Origin of the sequence: Cognatundibacterium crateris (assembly GCF_010078235.1) — a bacterium.
Classification (GTDB): Bacteria; Pseudomonadota; Gammaproteobacteria; order Burkholderiales; family Burkholderiaceae_D; genus Undibacterium; species Undibacterium crateris.
On record NZ_JAABOS010000001.1, the window covers coordinates 253,082 to 270,155 of the forward strand.

Annotated in this window: 15 protein-coding genes; 11 read left to right on the plus strand and 4 right to left on the minus strand. The window is 50.4% G+C overall.

Annotated elements, in window-relative coordinates; genetic code table 11:
* Positions 1 to 9: 9 nt before the first annotated feature.
* Both EYB48_RS01090 and EYB48_RS01095 read left to right on the plus strand, forming a co-directional pair.
* Positions 10 to 1,455, plus strand: a complete 1,446-nt coding sequence (locus EYB48_RS01090; RefSeq protein ID WP_408058248.1) for a DNA recombination protein RmuC — start codon at positions 10 to 12, stop codon at positions 1,453 to 1,455.
* Positions 1,456 to 1,694: 239 nt separating this feature from the next.
* The gene (locus tag EYB48_RS01095; RefSeq protein ID WP_162018436.1) at positions 1,695 to 2,000 is read left to right on the plus strand and encodes a hypothetical protein; all 306 of its coding nucleotides are present in this window, start codon (positions 1,695 to 1,697) and stop codon (positions 1,998 to 2,000) included.
* Positions 2,001 to 2,215: 215 nt separating this feature from the next.
* Here the strand turns inward: EYB48_RS01095 and EYB48_RS01100 are convergent, their stop codons facing one another.
* The 4 genes from EYB48_RS01100 to map all read right to left on the minus strand — a co-directional run bounded on the left by EYB48_RS01100 (position 2,216) and on the right by map (position 6,855).
* Positions 2,216 to 2,353, minus strand: a complete 138-nt coding sequence (locus tag EYB48_RS01100) for a hypothetical protein (protein ID WP_162018244.1) — start codon at positions 2,351 to 2,353, stop codon at positions 2,216 to 2,218.
* A gap of 185 nt (positions 2,354 to 2,538) precedes the next feature.
* The gene (locus tag EYB48_RS01105) at positions 2,539 to 3,285 is read right to left on the minus strand and encodes a pseudouridine synthase (protein WP_162018437.1); all 747 of its coding nucleotides are present in this window, start codon (positions 3,283 to 3,285) and stop codon (positions 2,539 to 2,541) included.
* 146 nt (positions 3,286 to 3,431) lie between these two features.
* The gene (locus EYB48_RS01110) at positions 3,432 to 5,984 is read right to left on the minus strand and encodes a [protein-PII] uridylyltransferase (protein ID WP_162018438.1); all 2,553 of its coding nucleotides are present in this window, start codon (positions 5,982 to 5,984) and stop codon (positions 3,432 to 3,434) included.
* Positions 5,985 to 5,994: 10 nt separating this feature from the next.
* Entirely contained in the window at positions 5,995 to 6,855 is an 861-nt protein-coding gene (gene map, locus EYB48_RS01115) for a type I methionyl aminopeptidase (protein ID WP_328823225.1), read from the minus strand.
* A gap of 251 nt (positions 6,856 to 7,106) precedes the next feature.
* Between map and rpsB the strand changes: the two genes are divergently transcribed.
* From rpsB to EYB48_RS01160, 9 genes are all read left to right on the plus strand, one after another.
* On the plus strand, positions 7,107 to 7,853 hold the full coding sequence (gene rpsB / locus EYB48_RS01120) for a 30S ribosomal protein S2 (RefSeq protein ID WP_162018440.1): 747 nt from the start codon (positions 7,107 to 7,109) through the stop codon (positions 7,851 to 7,853).
* 132 nt (positions 7,854 to 7,985) lie between these two features.
* A complete protein-coding gene (gene tsf / locus EYB48_RS01125; protein WP_162018441.1) occupies positions 7,986 to 8,867 on the plus strand; it encodes a translation elongation factor Ts in 882 nt (293 codons plus the stop codon).
* A gap of 174 nt (positions 8,868 to 9,041) precedes the next feature.
* Complete coding sequence (gene pyrH / locus EYB48_RS01130; protein ID WP_162018442.1) at positions 9,042 to 9,758, plus strand: UMP kinase; 717 nt, start codon at positions 9,042 to 9,044, stop codon at positions 9,756 to 9,758.
* Positions 9,759 to 9,831: 73 nt separating this feature from the next.
* Positions 9,832 to 10,392 carry a ribosome recycling factor gene (gene frr / locus EYB48_RS01135; protein WP_162018443.1) on the plus strand — a complete coding sequence of 187 codons (561 nt, stop codon included), beginning with the start codon at positions 9,832 to 9,834 and terminating at the stop codon, positions 10,390 to 10,392.
* Positions 10,393 to 10,584: 192 nt separating this feature from the next.
* Positions 10,585 to 11,415 carry a phosphatidate cytidylyltransferase gene (locus EYB48_RS01140; protein WP_162018831.1) on the plus strand — a complete coding sequence of 277 codons (831 nt, stop codon included), beginning with the start codon at positions 10,585 to 10,587 and terminating at the stop codon, positions 11,413 to 11,415.
* A 28-nt stretch (positions 11,416 to 11,443) separates the two neighbouring features.
* The gene (ispC, locus tag EYB48_RS01145) at positions 11,444 to 12,625 is read left to right on the plus strand and encodes a 1-deoxy-D-xylulose-5-phosphate reductoisomerase (protein ID WP_162018444.1); all 1,182 of its coding nucleotides are present in this window, start codon (positions 11,444 to 11,446) and stop codon (positions 12,623 to 12,625) included.
* Complete coding sequence (gene rseP, locus EYB48_RS01150) at positions 12,625 to 14,010, plus strand: RIP metalloprotease RseP (protein ID WP_162018445.1); 1,386 nt, start codon at positions 12,625 to 12,627, stop codon at positions 14,008 to 14,010. Before ispC ends, rseP begins: the two co-directional genes overlap by 1 nt.
* Before the next feature lie 134 nt (positions 14,011 to 14,144).
* A complete protein-coding gene (gene bamA / locus EYB48_RS01155; protein WP_162018446.1) occupies positions 14,145 to 16,496 on the plus strand; it encodes an outer membrane protein assembly factor BamA in 2,352 nt (783 codons plus the stop codon).
* Between the two features lie 45 nt (positions 16,497 to 16,541).
* Positions 16,542 to 17,072, plus strand: coding sequence for an OmpH/Skp family outer membrane protein (locus tag EYB48_RS01160; protein WP_162018447.1), 531 nt, complete (start codon positions 16,542 to 16,544; stop codon positions 17,070 to 17,072).
* Positions 17,073 to 17,074 lie beyond the last annotated feature (2 nt).

Here is a 17,074-nt window from a genome sequence, read left to right on the forward strand (position 1 = left end):
ATGACAACAATGGTGTGGATGGATTGGGCGCTCTTACTCGGCTTGTTATGCGTGCTGGGCTTGCTGATTTTACTCTTGCTCAGACAGGGCAAGGCCGGTAATGCAACGCTGGGCACGGAGCTGCAAGCCTTGCAGGCATATTTGCAGCAGGCGCAGTTACAGCAGTTGCAAAGTCAGGAAAGAACAGAACGCTCACTGCGCGAGCAATTGCAGTCCACTGCGCTGGCAGGACGCCAGGAAATGGGCAGTAATCTGGCGCGGCTGCAGCAGGCTTTGGTACAGCAACTGGCGCAGGGCGCGGGTTTGCAAAAAGGGCAGCTGGACAGTTTCGCGCAGCAACTGGAGCAATTACGTCAAACCATGCTGCTGCAAAGCCAGGGCGGGCGCGAAGAACAGACCGCCAGCCTGAAACAAATGGCCGATACTTTATCGCAGCGCATCGACCAGCTGACCGAATCAAATGCACAGCGCATGCAGGAAATCCGCAGCACGCTGGAACAGAAAATCCAGCAACTACAGGCGGAAAACAGCGGCAAACTTGAAGAAATGCGCAAAACCGTGGATGAAAAACTGCATGCCACGCTGGAGCAAAGGCTGGGTGAGTCGTTTAAGCTGGTTTCTGATCGTCTGGAAAAAGTGCATCAGGGTCTGGGCGAAATGCAGCAACTGGCGATCGGTGTGGGTGACTTGAAACGGGTGCTGACCAATGTCAAAACCCGTGGCACCTGGGGCGAAGTGCAGCTGGAAATGGTGCTGGAACAGATGCTGACGCCTGATCAGTATGCGAAGAATGTAGAAACCGTGCCGGGGTCCGGCGAGCGGGTTGAATTTGCCGTCAAGCTGCCAGGCAAAGAAGACGGCAGGGCGCCGGTATGGATGCCTATCGATGCCAAATTCCCCAAAGAGCAATACGAGCGTCTGTTAGATGCCGCCGAACGTGCCGATGCAGAAGGCGTGGCGCTGGCTGGTAAAGAGCTGGAGCGCAGCATACGCAATGAAGCCAGGACCATTGCTGAGAAATACGTATCCCCCCCTTTGACGACCGATTTCGCCATCCTGTTTTTACCGACCGAGGGCTTGTATGCCGAAGTCATGCGCCGACCCGGACTGGCCGATGATTTGCAGCGCAGTTTCCGCGTTTCTGTGGCCGGGCCATCGACTTTATCTGCTTTGCTGAACAGCCTGCAGATGGGCTTCCGCACATTGATATTGGAAAAACGCTCTTCCGAAGTATGGCAAGTGCTGGGCGCTGTCAAAACGGAATTCGGTAAATTCGGTGAAGTGCTGGCAGCCACCAAATCCACACTGGAGCGCGCCGCCAAAAACATCGACCAGGCCGAAGTCAGAACCCGTCAGATGACCCGCAAGCTCAAGCAAGTTGAGCAAATGCCTGAACTGCAGGCACAAATGCTGATCGACAGTGCGAGTGGGTCCGGTGAGGATGGCAGCGAATAAATGAGGGGAAAGCAGGCATTATTGCGAAGGCGGGTGGGGCAAAGTGTCTGGCGAAAGACATTAAAAGCCAATCTAATCTCAAGATTCTTTGAAAAAAGAGTGACATCTATAAAGCGTTACTGTGATAAATGTACAAAATACTACGCATGCTATTGGTTTTTTCTCTCGCGGGATTCGGGTGTTTCCTATTGTCGTACAACCTTTTTTCTATCGTAGAAACAGCCTCCTCTGAGCAGGTGATGGCTAGTCTTCAATATGTGAATGGTGAAGTCTATGGTTCACAAGGTGATCGTGTTGAAGTGGATAGGGTACTGGCTATAGGAAAAGAAGGCTTTTCTTGCCGTGTTGCCGGGCATGATGGTCAGTCGGTTTCCATAAAAGAATTCCGGTATTTGGTATCGAATATTAATATTGAAATTCCAGTAAAGAAGAGTCGTTTGAGAGGTAATAGGTGTTGGATACTTGATCAATGGAATTGGCGGATTGGTGCCATGTTATGGGGTTTTACCTTCCTAATTTTTGCATTTTTTGCATCTAAACTTTAAGAAAAACATATGAGCTTCTTGCAAAATACCCAAGCCAGTAAAGTCGCGCATAGCTGAGAGCACTACCGCAAGTGGTTTCCTTGTTTGAAACAGCACTTGTGACATGAATTTGTGCTGTTTCATCGCTTTATGGCGTGTCAATTCCTATGTAACCATCACGGCTCCAATGAACGTTGGATAACCTTGTTTTTACTGCTCTTTGACAGCAACTCCTGTTACGTGAATAAGCGCATCAACTGATCTGCCGTCAATGCCAACAAACCAAACATCAAATGCGACATCACTTTTTCAGAGCGGGTAGGGCGCATCATGATGCGCCGCATGGAATCGCTATTATCATCAAGACTGATCAAAACGCCGCCTGCCCAATGGTGAGGATAAACGCTTGCTTCTGCCAAGCGATGCGAGGTCCAGCAGGAATAATCTGCGACCCGATTGAAGAAGCCGCACTGAATGGATCGCTATGATTGAAAGTTAAATGCGGCGCATCGCGATGCGCCCTACACAGCTTAAACACATGAACGTGTTGGACGGCTGATCAGAAAACCTCATCTTCGCGCAGATAGCGCCATTGGCCTTCAGGTAATTTGCCGAGTTTGACTTTACCGATGCGTACCCGTTTCAGACCCAGTACACGCAGACCGACCATTTCGCACATGCGGCGAATCTGGCGTTTTTTACCTTCTTTCAGGATGAAATTGAGCTGATCTTCATTTTGCCAGCTGACCTTCGCAGGTAACAGCTTTTTGCCGTCCAGCGACAAGCCATGGTTCAGGCGCTTCAAGTCTTCGGCTGGCAGGCGACCTGGTTTGCTGTACTGTACGCGTACCAGGTACTCTTTTTCCACGACCGTGGTTTCACCGATCAGGTGCTTGGCGATACGGCCATCCTGCGTCAATACCAGTAAGCCGACGGAGTCGATATCCAGGCGGCCGGCGGGCACCAGGCTGCGCAGCTGGGTAGGGTGGAACACGGTGTCGACCGTGTCTTCGCTCCAGCGGTTTTCTGGCTTGATCAGCCCGACTGCAGGCGTGTAGCCATCTTCCGCCTGTCCACTGACATAGCCTACCGGCTTATTGATTAAGATGGTGACGCGCTTGGATTGCTCGGCGGCGGCCTGGCGTTCTACGCTGACTTTTTGATGAGGTAAAACTTTACTACCGAGTTCGGACACGATTTTGCCATCGACCCGGACCCAGCCCTTGGCGATCCATTCATCGGCTTCGCGGCGTGAACAAAGTCCGAGCTCGGACATGCGTTTTGATAATCTGATTAAGTCTGTCATGTGTTGCTTATAGTGGCTGGTAGTTACTTATATTTGTTTAAGTTAGCTTGTCGTGGCTTGGTTTAGCTCAGCTTGGCTAATTGAGTTGCTGATATTCGTCGGTCCCGCATTGTAACGGAGTGCCGCGCAGATCCGGCTGAAATGCCTCAGATACGCAGCGCATCCAGCAATTCAGCCTCAAACTGGATCTGGGTTTTGGCGCCTTGTAAGGCTGCGCCATCAACGATGAATACGTCTTCCACCCGTTCGCCCAGAGTCATGATCTTAGCGGTATGCAGATTGATTTTGTACTTGGTGAGTACATTCGCAATCGCGTACAAGAGACCATTTCTGTCATTGGCCGATATCGATAGCAGGTAATACTGTCCCTTATCATCAGGGCGCAAATCCACGCTGGGCGTGATCGGGAAGCTGCGCGACATTCTCGATAAGCGTCCGCGGTTCGGCGCTGACAGCGGTGTCTGAAGGGTCAGAATTTCACTGAGTTCATGCTCGATCAGGTTAATGATGTCGCGGTATTGATTGGCAAAGCTGGGTTCGATGACCAGGAAGGTATCGAGCGCATAGCCATTGCTGCAGGTATGAATTTTGGCATCCAGAATGCCGAAATTTTTGCCATCAAAATAATTGCAGATGCGCGCAAACAGATCCGCCTGATCCTTGACATAGACCGTGACCTGTAAGCCTTCGCCTATCGGTGACAGTCTGCATTTGACGACGGGATGGCTGGCATGGGTTTTATCATGCAGTACCCGGGTTTGCCAGGCGATGTCTGAGGCGTCATGGCGCAGGAAATAAGCGACATCGAGCTGCTTCCAGAATTCTTCGTGTGCGTTCGGTGCGATACCCGCCAAACGCAAGGCTTTGAGCGCATCTTCCTGGCGGTTTTTGAGTTCGCGGTCTTTCGATGGCATTTCGCCACCCAATACACGCAAGGTCATTTTGTATAAATCTTCCAGCAGCTTGCCTTTCCAGGCATTCCACACTTTCGGGCTGGTGCCACGGATATCGCAGACGGTCAGCAGATACAGTGCGGTCAGATGGCGCTCATCCTTGACCAGACTGGCGAATTGCTGCACCACGTCGGGATCGGATAAATCCTGTTTTTGCGCGACCTGAGACATGGTCAGATGATTTTGCACCAGGAAGACCACAAGCTCGGTATTGGCGCGTGTTAAACCATGGTCGTAACAGAACTTCTTGGCATCGGCCATGCCAAGCACCGAGTGATCGCCGCCGCGTCCCTTGGCAATATCATGGAACAGGGCAGCGATGTAGAGCACCCAGGGTTCATTGAAATTCGCCATTAACTGGCTGCAGAAAGGGTATTCATGCGCATGTTCTGGCATGGTGAAGCGGCGCAGATTGCGTACCACCATCAGGATGTGCTGATCCACCGTATAGGCGTGAAATAAGTCATGCTGCATCTGGCCTATGATGCGCCGGAAGTTGGGCAGGTAACGGCCCAATATGCTCATTTGATTCATGCGGCGCAGCGCATGGGTGATGCCACGCGGCGATTGCAGGATCTGTAAAAACAGTGCGCGGTTGAAAATATTGTGGCGGAATTCTGCATCCATCAGCAAACGCGCATGCCATAGCGCACGCAGGGTGCGCGCAGTCATGCCCTTGAGCTCGCTGTGCTGGGCGAGCACTAAAAACACTTCCAGCACCGCAGAAGGATGCGATTCAAAGGTGTCGTCCGCCGCGATATCGATGAAGCCATTGACTTCATTAAAGCGCGCATGGATGGGCCTTGCAGTGCTGTCTTGCGGGAATAGCACGGCTTCTATGTTTTGCAGCAAAATCTGGTTCAGTTGCGTGACTGCCTTGGCTGCCCAATAGTAACGCTGCATCAGGTATTCGCTGGCGCGGCGTGATTCCGTGGTTTTAAAGCCAAAGCTTTCCGCGATCGGTGCCTGTATATCGAAAATCAGGCGGTCTTCGCGCCGTCTGGCGTGCAAGTGCAGACGTATGCGTATGTCTTTGAAGGCGCGTTCATTGCGCTTCAACTGACGTGCTTCGGTATCGGTAATCAGACCCCGCTTAGCCAGTTCATGCCAGGAATTGCCCAGATTGGCGGCTTTTGCCACCCAAAGTATGACCTGTAAATCACGCAGGCCGCCCGGGCTTTCCTTGCAGTTCGGTTCCAGGCTGTAAGGCGTATCTTCATATTTCACGTGGCGCTGCTGCAGTTCCAGCAGTTTGGCCTGAAAAAACTTTTGCGGCTGCATCGCCGCCAGATAATCCTGCTGTAAGGCGCGGAATAATTTCCGGCTGCCGGTCACCAGTCTGGCTTCCAGCAGGCTGGTTTGCACGGTGATATCGGCGGCTGACTCTTGCAGGCACTCTTCGACGGTACGTATGCTGTGCCCTATATCCAGGCCTATATCCCACAGCAATTGCACCAGGTTTTCCAGTTTCTCTTTGAGTGCACTGTCGGGCTGGGTTTGCAGCAGTATCAGTACATCCACATCGGAGTAAGGGAATAGTTCGCCACGACCATAACCGCCGACGGCGACTAATGAGCATTCCTTGGGTAGGGCAAAATGACGCCAGATTTCAGTCAGGGTCTGGTCTACGTTTTTACACAGATCCTGCAGTAGCTGCTCTGCTTTTTCCTGCTCTTTAAAGCGCTGTATGACTTCCGCCTGAGCGCTTTTCAGTTTGTCCTTGAATGCCAGCATAGGAGTGCTCATCGTCGGGGTCTCAGGCCAGTTTGATGAAATCCGGCAGCGCTGGATAGCCTTCAGACATAGTCAGTACTTCAAAGCCGGTTTCAGTCACTAGTATGGTGTGTTCCCATTGTGCTGACAGGCTGCGGTCCTTGGTTTTGATGGTCCAGCCGTCTGGCATCGCTTTGATTTCTTTTTTGCCCGCATTAATCATCGGTTCTATCGTGAAGATCATGCCGGCTTCCAGTTTTTCCATGGTGCCAGGTTTGCCGTAGTGCATAACTTGTGGCGCTTCATGAAAGACCTTGCCTATGCCGTGGCCGCAGAATTCACGGACTACGCTGTAGCCAGCTTTTTCTGCGTGCTGTTGTATCGCATAGCCGATATCGCCCAGATGGACGCCGGGCTTGACCTTGGCGATGCCTATCCACAGGCATTCATAGGTGATCTGTGACAGGCGTCGCGCCAGGATAGACGGTTCGCCGATGAAAAACATACGGCTGGTGTCGCCGTGGTAGCCGTCCTTGATGACGGTGATGTCAAGATTGACCACGTCGCCGTTTTTGAGCGCCTTGGCATTCGGGATGCCGTGGCAAATCACATCATTGACGGAGGTGCAGATCGCTTTTGGGTAAGGTGTGTAGCCGGGCGGGCAGTAATTCAGCGGTGCCGGGATGGTGCCTTGCACATTCACCATGTATTCATGGCAAAGGCGGTCTAATTCTTCGGTGGTGACGCCGGGTTTGACGAAAGGCGTAATGTAATCCAGCACTTCGGAGGCTAATTTGCCTGCAATGCGCATGCCAGCGATGTCTTCGGCGGATTTAATTGAAATGGAGTCCATACGGATTTTTGTTATTTTGAAAAAGTGTTGGGATTGCTGCGCTCTGGAAATATGCTTAAAACATTCCTCAGAGAAAGCATTGGGGCTTCATTATAGACGAGCTGCGCCCCTGTCGTCCTGTTTGAGATGACAGGATGCTTGAGGAAAGCAATGTTTTCATAGTAGAATAGATGGTTAGCTTGTATTGGCATAAAAAAATCTGTGCAAGTTATTCATTTTTTATTAATCGAATCCGGTCTGAAAGGGTGTTCAGGTATTACCTGGATCACTGACTGGATTCAAGACCTAACCCTGGAGTTATTATGTCCGTAACAATGCGTGAAATGCTGGAAGCTGGTGTGCACTTTGGTCACCAAACCCGTTTTTGGAACCCAAAAATGGCACCGTTCATTTTCGGCCATCGCAACAAGATTCATATCGTCAACCTGGAAAAGACTCTGTCTATGTACCAGGAAGCGATGAAGTACATCCGTCAATTGTCCGCTAACCGCGGCACAATTCTGCTGGTTGGTACTAAGCGTCAATCGCGTGAAATCATCGCGGCTGAAGCGCAGCGCGCAGGTATGCCTTTCGTTGATCAGCGTTGGTTGGGCGGTATGTTGACAAACTTCAAAACTGTCAAAACATCCATCAAGCGTCTGAAAGAAATGGAAGTAGCTATCGAAGACGGCTCCGTAGAAAAGCTGTCTAAAAAAGAAGCTCTGATGTTCCAGCGTGAAATGATCAAGCTGCAAAAATCTATCGGCGGTATCAAAGATATGGGCGGCATCCCTGACGCAATTTTCGTGGTTGACGTTGGTTACCACAAAGGCGCGATCACTGAAGCAGCTAAACTGGGTATCCCGGTTATCGGCGTGGTTGATACTAACCACTCCCCAGAAGGCGTAACTTATGTTATCCCTGGTAACGATGACTCTTCCAAAGCAATCGCTCTGTACGCTCGTGGCGTTGCAGATGCAATCCTGGAAGGCCGTGCAAACGCAGTTAACGAAGTTCTGGAAGCTGTTAAACCAGGTTCTGACGAGTTCGTAGAAGTAGAACAAGCGTAATTTTGTTCAGCTGAATCACCCTGATCTGTTGCGGCAGATCAGGGAAAAAATGGGGCAACGATCGTTCGCCCTTTTTTTTAAACTAAATTTGATGATCAGTGTCCGTTGGCACTAATGAATTAGGAGAATGACATGGCAGCGATTACAGCAGCGATGGTTGGCGCACTGCGCGCAAAGACTGATGCCCCTATGATGGAATGCAAAAAAGCATTGACAGAGGCTGATGGTGATATGGACCGTGCGGAAGAGATTCTGCGTGTAAAACTGGGTAGCAAAGCTTCTAAAGCTTCTTCCCGTATTACTGCAGAAGGCGTTGTTGCTTCCTATATCTCCGGCAATGTTGGCGCGTTGATCGAAATCAACTGCGAAACTGACTTCGTGACTAAGAACGATGACTTCATCGCTCTGGCAAACACTTGCGTCAAACTGGTTGCAGAACACAATCCTGCAGACGTTGCAGCATTGGGCGCATTGCCACTCGATGGCAAAACAGTGGAAGAAGTACGTGCAGCACTGGTTGGTAAAATCGGTGAAAACATGTCTATCCGCCGTTTCGTACGTTTCGAAACTCAGTCCAAACTGACTTCTTACCTGCACGGCACACGTATTGGTGTTGTAGTTGAGTTTGACGCAGCAGAAGAGCAAATCGGTAAAGATGTAGCGATGCACATCGCTGCGATGAAACCAGTTTCCCTGTCTACAGAACAGGTTCCTGCAGAACTGATCGAAAAAGAGCGCTCAGTTGCAGAACAAAAAGCAGCAGAATCCGGCAAGCCAGCGGATATCGCAGCGAAAATGGTTGAAGGTTCGGTACAGAAATTCCTGAAAGAAGTTTCTCTGTTGAATCAGCCTTTCGTTAAAAACGATAAGCAAACAGTTGAACAGATGCTCAAAGCATCCGGCGCATCTGTCAAAGCATTCACTATGTTTGTTGTTGGTGAAGGCATTGAAAAGAAAGTCGACGATTTCGCAGCTGAAGTTGCAGCGCAGGTTGCAGCAGCAAAACAAGCGTAATCTGGCATTAAAGAAAACGGGCCGAAAGGCCCGTTTTTTTAAGCTCAGCAATTACGTACGTCAAGCAGGCTAATTTGCCTTGTACATCCTGATAGTGCAGGTTTTACCTGGTGTGCAAAGCAAATCAGCAAGTTTATTTTGTTTTTATTTTTTAATTTCTGAAGGAGTCCTGTCATGACAAAACCTGCGTATAAGCGTGTGCTCTTGAAGCTCTCCGGCGAAGCCCTGATGGGTGATGATCCATTTGGTATCAATCGTGCAACGATAGAGCGTATGGTGGCAGACGTAGCTGAAGTTTCGCGCATGGGCGTGGAGCTGGCTATCGTTATTGGTGGTGGTAATATTTTCCGTGGCGTGGCACCTGGTGCGCAAGGCATGGATCGTGCAACAGCAGATTACATGGGTATGCTGGCAACCGTCATGAATTCTCTGGCACTGGCTGATGCAATGCGTCAGGTGGGCCTGACTGCTCGCGTGATGTCTGCGATTGGTATCGAGCAGGTAGTAGAGCCTTATGTGCGTCCTAAAGCATTGCAATACCTGGAAGAAGGTAAGGTCGTCGTGTTTGCGGCCGGTACCGGTAATCCTTTCTTTACCACAGATACTGCGGCAGCGCTGCGTGGTTCCGAAATCGGTGCAGAAATCGTGTTGAAAGCGACTAAGGTTGATGGTGTCTATACAGCAGATCCGAAAAAAGATCCGAATGCGACCCGTTTTTCCACTATTTCTTTTGATGAGGCTATCTCTCGTCATCTGCAGGTAATGGATGCGACTGCATTCGCACTGTGCCGCGACCAGAAGCTGCCGATCAAAGTGTTTTCTATCGTGAAACCAGGCGCATTAAAGAATGTGATTCTGGGGGCAGACGAAGGCACATTAGTACACGTATAATTCTGGCTTTTGCATTAATCAATTTCCTGTGCGGGATGCCAAATGATTCCCGCACTGATGTTTGGAGGTAAGTATGTCCGTAGCAGATATTAAAAAAAATACCGATCAAAGGATGCAGAAGTCGATAGAGACTCTCAAAGCTGATCTGGGTAAGGTGCGTACCGGTCGTGCGCATACAGGTATTCTCGATCACGTCATGGTGGACTATTATGGTTCCCCGACGAATATTACTCAGGTTGCCAATGTGACGCTGATTGATGCGCGTACCATCGGTGTGCAGCCTTGGGAAAAGAAGATGCTGAGCACGATAGAAAAAGCGATTCGTGATTCCGATCTGGGTCTGAATCCATCCAGCCAGGGCGACATGATCCGTGTACCTACGCCACCTCTGACTGAAGAGCGTCGTAAAGAGATGGTCAAGCTGGTCAAGACCGAAGGTGAGGGCGCGAAAATTGCGATTCGTAATATCCGTCGCGATGCCAATGAATCCCTGAAAAAAATGCTCAAAGAAAAAGAGTGCTCGGAAGATGATGAGCGCCGTGCGCAGGATGATATCCAGAAGCTGACAGACAAATTTGTCGCTGAAGTGGATAAACTGCTGGCAGACAAAGAAAAAGAAGTACTGACGGTATAAATCTGCCTTTGCATGTCAAAGCGAAATTTGTACTTGTCGATGTAAACCGGAATCGTGACGGATTGGCCTGATTTTCCAGCCTAGCTCTGAAAACAGGCCATACCGTCACTTTTCTTTTTGTGCGTCATATTTTTCCGTGCTGCTGATCGATGTTGTGCCTGATCGCAGCGATGTATGCTAACGAAGCTCACTATGTTAAAAACCCGGATTATCACTGCACTGGTCTTATTGGCCATACTGATTCCTACCTTATTTTTAGGTAATCCCATTTTATTTGCAGTAGTGATTTCTGCATTTTTTGCAGCTGCCATCTGGGAGTGCCAGCGCCTGTTTAAAAAGCCGCTGCCGATTCCGATGAGCGTGGTCTGGACGGCATTTTTTGCCTATATTCTGTTTCATCTGCGCGATTTTTCCACGGTCCTGCTGTTTGCCCTGTGTGTCGCATTCTGGGTGCTGCGCCTGCTGCCTTTGCTGTACAAAGGTCTCCCTAAAGATTTTGGCTATTCGAATGGCATACTGAGTACCTTGTATGGCATCGTTGTGTTCGGTTGTTTTGTCGCGATAGCGGTGTTATATCAGCGCTCTGCCTTATTTTTGTTGTCGGTAATGGCGATCGTCTGGATCGCAGATATCGGTGCCTATTTCGCAGGTAAGGCTTTCGGTAAGCGCAAACTCGCTCCGACTATCTCGCCGGGTAAATCCTGGGAGGGAGCGATAGGCGGTGCGATTGCGGTGGTCGTGCTGACGGCAGCATCGACTTTTGTACCGGCCTTGCAGGATACCTTTGCGACGCAATTAATACAGGCTAAAGGCGTGCCTGTCTTTGTTGTTGTGATGTTGTTGATTTCTGCCGCCAGCGTGGTGGGTGACTTGTTTGAATCTATGCTCAAGCGCCGTGCCGGCATGAAAGATAGCAGCCAGCTCTTACCCGGTCACGGTGGCGTGTTGGATCGGGTCGATGCGCTGATTCCGGTACTGCCTTTGGTGGCGCTGATTTGCGCTTACCTAAATATTACTCACTGATTTCGTTTTATATTGCTTATTGCTTGATATGGCTACTCCTCAAAAAATTTGTGTGCTGGGCTCTACCGGTTCCATCGGTGTCTCAACCCTGGATGTCGTCGCACGTCATCCGGAACGTTATGCAGTCCATGCGCTGACCGCACATAGCCAGGTAGATAAGCTGCTGGAGCAATGCCGCGTATTTCAGCCGGCACTCGCTATCGTCGGTACAGCGGCGGCTGCAGATGCCTTGCATCAGGGTTTGATGACCGCCGGTTTACGCGGCATACAAGTTGAATTCGGCCCGGAAGCCTTATGCCGTGCGGCCTCTGCACCTGAAGTGGATATGGTGATGGCGGCCATCGTCGGTGCCGCTGGCTTGCCGCCATCGCTGGCAGCGGCGCGCGCAGGGAAGAAGGTTTTACTCGCCAATAAAGAGGCGCTGGTCATGTCCGGTCAGCTGTTTATGGATGCGATCTCGCAGTCCGGTGCCAGCCTGCTGCCTATAGACAGCGAGCACAATGCGATTTTTCAATGCTTGCCGCGCCAGTATCAGGGCAATATGCAACATCATGGCGTGCGTAAAATTATATTGACAGCGTCCGGCGGTCCTTTCCTGCATCGTGCCGTCGAGACCCTGAACGATGTGACGCCGGAGCAGGCAGTGGCGCATCCTAACTGGGTCATGGGACGTAAGATCTCAGTCGATTCCGCGACCATGATGAACAAGGGTCTGGAAGTGATAGAGGCGCACTGGCTGTTTAATGCACCGGCTGAAGATATTGAGGTGGTGATCCATCCGCAAAGCGTGATCCATTCCATGGTGTCTTACAACGATGGCTCAGTGCTGGCGCAAATGGGGAATCCTGATATGCGTACGCCGATTGCTTACGGTCTTGCCTATCCTGAGCGTATCGACTCTGGCGTAGCGCCGCTGGATCTGGTGAAGGTAGCGAAACTGCATTTTGAACAAGCGGATTTCCAGCGTTTCCCTTGCCTGGCACTTGCGTATCAGGCTCTGCGCGCAGGCGGCTCTGCACCCGCCGTGCTGAATGCTGCGAATGAAATTGCTGTGCAAGCCTTCCTCGATAAGAAAACCGGCTTCCGCGATATCGACCGGATCATCGCTAAAACCATGGATGCGATAGAAGTCAGTCAGTGTCAGGATTTGGCGGCGATTCTTGAGGTGGATGCGAAAGCGCGCCGGTTTGCTGCGGCGTTGGTGAACTGATGATTTTTTCCCAAAATGCCTTAGCGTTTCTGATCACCATAGGCTGCCTGGTGACCTTCCATGAGCTGGGCCACTATCTGGCTGCGCGTTTGTGCGGTGTGAAGGTCTTGCGGTTCTCGTTTGGCTTTGGACGCGTGCTGTTTTCGCGCCGTTTTGGTCCCGATCAGACTGAGTGGGCAATTTCCATGATACCGCTAGGTGGTTATGTGAGTATGCTCGATAGCAGTAATCCGGACGAGTTGCAGGCTGGCGCGCCGGAGCAAGACAGTCAGCGGGATTATTCCCGTCAGCCGGTCTGGAAGCGCATGATTATCGCAGCAGCGGGTCCGGCAGCGAATTTTGTGTTAGCGCTGTTGCTGTATTTTGGTTTGTTTGTGCATGGCACACCAGAGCCGCAAGCGCATCTGCGCATCGCGAATGCTGGCTCGATTGCAGCGCAGTCCGGCTTACGCCATGCAGATCAGGTGCTCGCGATTAATGGTAAAGCCGTGCAGAGCTGGAATGACGTGCACTGGCTGATTTTGCAGGCTGCTGTTGCGAAACAAGATGCCAGCGTTGAGGTGCAGCGTGTTGATGCTGGTGGTGCCACAGCGCGTTACCGTTTGCATCTGCCTTTGTATTCACTGAAAGCGGACGACCTGGAGCAGGATTTTCTGGCTAAATTGGGTTTAGCGGTGGCAAGGCCGCCAGCCATACTGACTCAGGTGATCAATGATGGTCCGGGTTTTGCGGCGGGCTTGAAGGAGGGGGACCGCATCCTCAGTGTGAATGGGCGGCCTTTGCTGGATGGCGTCGATTTTGTTGAGCGTGTTAATCAAAGCCCGGATCAGGCGCTGCAGCTGACTGTCCTGCGTGAACAGGCGGTACTTGAGTTGCGCGCCACACCAGTGGCTGACGATGTGAATGGCCGTCGTATCGGGCGTCTGAAAGTGCAGTTGAACCTTGCGCCTGAAATGAAGGAAGTCAGCCTGCCTGCGCTGGCAGCGATTCCTAAAAGTCTGGAAAAAACCCTGGATACGGCCTGGCTGAACTTAAAAATGATAGGCAAGCTGCTGACCGGACAGGCATCGCTCAGTAATGTGACGGGCCCGATTACGATCGCCGATTATGCAGGACAAACCGCACGTATCAGCATAGTGACCTATATTTCATTCCTGGCAGCGGTAAGTATCAGTCTGGGTGTGATGAATTTACTGCCTGTGCCGATGCTGGACGGTGGTCATTTGTTGTATTATTCGCTGGAACTCATCAGAGGTAAGCCTTTATCAGAGCGCGCAGTCGAAATTTCCAAGACGATTGGTATCGCCTTGCTGGGCGCGATGATGGCATTAGCTTTTTTTAATGATTTTCGGCGACTTGGTGGCATAATAGCCCGCCTGATATAAGTGATGTGTCCTGGATAGCAATATTGAGAGTATTAAGGGCTGAAGTGACTGAAGCATTTACTGGCTGAATTCCTGACCAGAACGGATGAAATCGGTTTTACCTGAGTCCTAGTATTGAAAGAACTTTATACCCAATGAAATTACATATAGAGCATTTTACTTTGCCACATTTTCGTCGTCGTTCACTGGCTCTCGCAGCCTTAGCACTTTGCTCCGGTAGTGCATTCGCCATCCAGCCATTCACCGTCAAGGACATCCGGGTTGAAGGCTTGCAAAGAACAGAGGCAGGAACTGTTTTCAGTTATCTGCCAGTCAAAGTCGGTGATGTATTTGATGATTCCAAGAGCACTACGGCAATCAAGTCTTTATATGCAACCGGATTTTTCAAAGACATCCAGATTGAAGAGCAGGATGGGGTGCTGGTTGTATTGCTGGAAGAGCGTCCAACCATTGCCGGTGTGGAATTCACCGGGACCAAGGAATTTGAAAAAGACGCACTGGTTAAAGCGCTCAAGGATATCGGCATAGGCGAATCCCGGATTTTTGATAAAGCGACAGTGGATCGTGCCGAGCAGGAATTGAAACGTCAATACCTGTCCAAAGGTTTGTATGGCATGAAAATCACGACCACCATCACACCGATAGAGCGTAACCGTGTACGCGTTACCTTTGCGGTGGATGAAGGTGAGATCGCGCGTATTGCAGAAATTAAAATCACCGGTAATAAAGCGTTTTCCGACGGTGAGTTACGTGATCTGATGGCCTTGAATACGCCTACCTGGTTCTCCTGGTACACCAAGGCTGATCAGTATTCCAAGCAAAAACTCTCTGGTGATATCGAGACCCTGATTTCCTTCTACCAGAACCGTGGCTATCTGGAGATGCAGATTTTATCGACCCAGATTTCCATCAGCCCGGACAAAAAGAATATCTATATCGCGATCAATCTGACCGAAGGCGACAAGTACACTGTCTCCGACGTGAAGCTGGAAGGCGATATGTTTGGCCGCGAAGAAGAGTTGGCGTCCCTGATGCTGCTCAAAAAAGGCAATGTCTATAATGCGGCGCGTCTGACCGAAAGTACCAAACGTATTTCTGAGCGCATGGGGAACTTTGGTTATGCATTTGCGAACGTGAATGCGATTCCGCAGCTGGACAAAGAGAAAAAAGAAGTGGCATTCAACGTCGCGGTCGATGCTGGCAAGCGCGTGTACGTGCGCCGTATCAACCTGGCAGGTAATACCCGTACCCGCGATGAAGTGATACGCCGTGAATTCCGTCAGTTTGAAAGCAGCTGGTACGATGGTGCCAAGATTAAGGCTTCACGTGATCGCGTTGAACGTCTTGGCTACTTTGAAGACGTGAAACTGGAAACGCCGGAAGTGGCGACCAGTGCCGATCAGGTAGATGTCAATCTGAGCATCAAAGAAAAACCGACCGGTAATTTGATGTTTGGTGCCGGTTACTCCAGTGCAGAACGCCTGACTTTGTCGGGTTCGGTCAGTCAGGCCAATGCTTTCGGTAGTGGTGATACGATAGGTCTGGAAGTTAATACCAGCCGCCAGAACCGTACCATTGTGCTGGCACATACCGATCCTTACTTCACAGATGATGGTATCAGCCGCAGTGTTGATGGCTTCCTGCGCACGACTAACCCTATCCTTGGTTCTTATTCTTACTATAAGATTCAGTCCATAGGCGGTAACCTGCGTTTCGGTGTGCCATTCTCAGAAGTCGATACTGTGTTTTTTGGAATTGGTGTAGAGCGCACCAAGGTGCAGACTGACTTTACCAGCCCAAATTTGTACAAAACTTACGTTGCGAATTTTGGTAATGGCGGTAAAGACATTACGGATTTGACGACTTATGGTATCGGCACCGCGACCACCAGTTCCTATCCGCTGACTGTAGCCTGGCAGCGTGATAGTCGTGACAGTGTATTGACGCCGACGATCGGTCGCTACCAGCGTGCCAATCTTGAGCTGGCAGCCCTTGGTAACTATCGCTATTATCGTGCGATTTATCAGGCGCAGTACTTCCAGCCAATTTATCGTTCCGTTACGCTGGCACTGAACGGTGAATTCGATTATGGTCATGGTTTGGGCGGCAATCCTTACCCGGTATTTAAAAACTTCTATGCCGGTGGTATTGGTTCGGTACGTGGTTACGAGCCGTCCTCTCTGGGCACAAGAACACCGCAGGGTGATTCTCAGGGTGGTGCTAAACGCTTGTTAGGTAATGTAGAATTACAGGTGCCGTTCCCAGGTGCAGACAAGTCGCTGCGCTGGTTTACTTTCCTTGATGCCGGTCAGGTATTTGATGAAGGTCAACGTATACGCTACAGTGACTTACGTTTAGGCGCAGGTATCGGTATAAGCTGGATATCGCCCGTAGGTCCTTTGAAACTGAGCTTTGGCCGTGCGCTGAATGCCAAGGAAGGCGATAAGAAGCAGGGCTTCCAGTTCCAAATGGGTACCGGGTTCTGATTCGCGTGGCTATGTTTGCTATATGTGTTTGCTGTGCTTAGTGTTATGGAGATTATTTTGAGTCAACTGATTACACCGTCCAAATTGTTCCAACGCTTGATGATTTGTGCGGCTTGCTTGGTGAGCGTCTCTCAAGTGCATGCACAGGATTCTAAGGTCGCTATTTTTGATTCGCAGCGCGTGATTCGTGAATCCGCGCCTGCGAAAGCAGCAGAAGTTAAGATAGAACAGGAATTTTCCAAACGCAATAAAGATCTGCAGGATATGGCAAACAAATTCCGTATCCTGGCAGAGAAATTTGATAAAGACGCGCCGGTATTGGGGGAGTCTGACCGTATCAAGCGTCAGCGTGAACTGGCTGATCTGGATCAGGATATTAAGCGCAAACAACGTGTTTTCAGCGAAGATCTGAATCAACGTAAAAATGAAGAAATTGCGGCCTTGCTGGAGCGTGCATCCAAGATCGTGAAGCAGATCGCTGAAGCTGAAAAATACGATCTGGTATTGCAGGACGCGGTATACCACAATCCACGTATTGATATCACCGACAAGGTTCTTAAAGCACTCACTAAATAATC

Excerpts from the sequence above, each read along its gene's own strand:
- EYB48_RS01090 (WP_408058248.1), top strand. The coding sequence starts at position 10 with ATGGTGTGGATGGATTGGGCGCTCTTACTCGGCTTGTTATGCGTGCTG.
- EYB48_RS01095 (WP_162018436.1), top strand. The coding sequence starts at position 1,695 with ATGGCTAGTCTTCAATATGTGAATGGTGAAGTCTATGGTTCACAAGGT.
- EYB48_RS01105 (WP_162018437.1), bottom strand. The coding sequence starts at position 3,285 with ATGACAGACTTAATCAGATTATCAAAACGCATGTCCGAGCTCGGACTT.
- EYB48_RS01110 (WP_162018438.1), bottom strand. The coding sequence starts at position 5,984 with ATGAGCACTCCTATGCTGGCATTCAAGGACAAACTGAAAAGCGCTCAG.
- rpsB (WP_162018440.1), top strand. The coding sequence starts at position 7,107 with ATGTCCGTAACAATGCGTGAAATGCTGGAAGCTGGTGTGCACTTTGGT.
- tsf (WP_162018441.1), top strand. The coding sequence starts at position 7,986 with ATGGCAGCGATTACAGCAGCGATGGTTGGCGCACTGCGCGCAAAGACT.
- pyrH (WP_162018442.1), top strand. The coding sequence starts at position 9,042 with ATGACAAAACCTGCGTATAAGCGTGTGCTCTTGAAGCTCTCCGGCGAA.
- frr (WP_162018443.1), top strand. The coding sequence starts at position 9,832 with ATGTCCGTAGCAGATATTAAAAAAAATACCGATCAAAGGATGCAGAAG.
- EYB48_RS01140 (WP_162018831.1), top strand. The coding sequence starts at position 10,585 with ATGTTAAAAACCCGGATTATCACTGCACTGGTCTTATTGGCCATACTG.
- ispC (WP_162018444.1), top strand. The coding sequence starts at position 11,444 with ATGGCTACTCCTCAAAAAATTTGTGTGCTGGGCTCTACCGGTTCCATC.
- rseP (WP_162018445.1), top strand. The coding sequence starts at position 12,625 with ATGATTTTTTCCCAAAATGCCTTAGCGTTTCTGATCACCATAGGCTGC.
- bamA (WP_162018446.1), top strand. The coding sequence starts at position 14,145 with ATGAAATTACATATAGAGCATTTTACTTTGCCACATTTTCGTCGTCGT.
- EYB48_RS01160 (WP_162018447.1), top strand. The coding sequence starts at position 16,542 with ATGGAGATTATTTTGAGTCAACTGATTACACCGTCCAAATTGTTCCAA.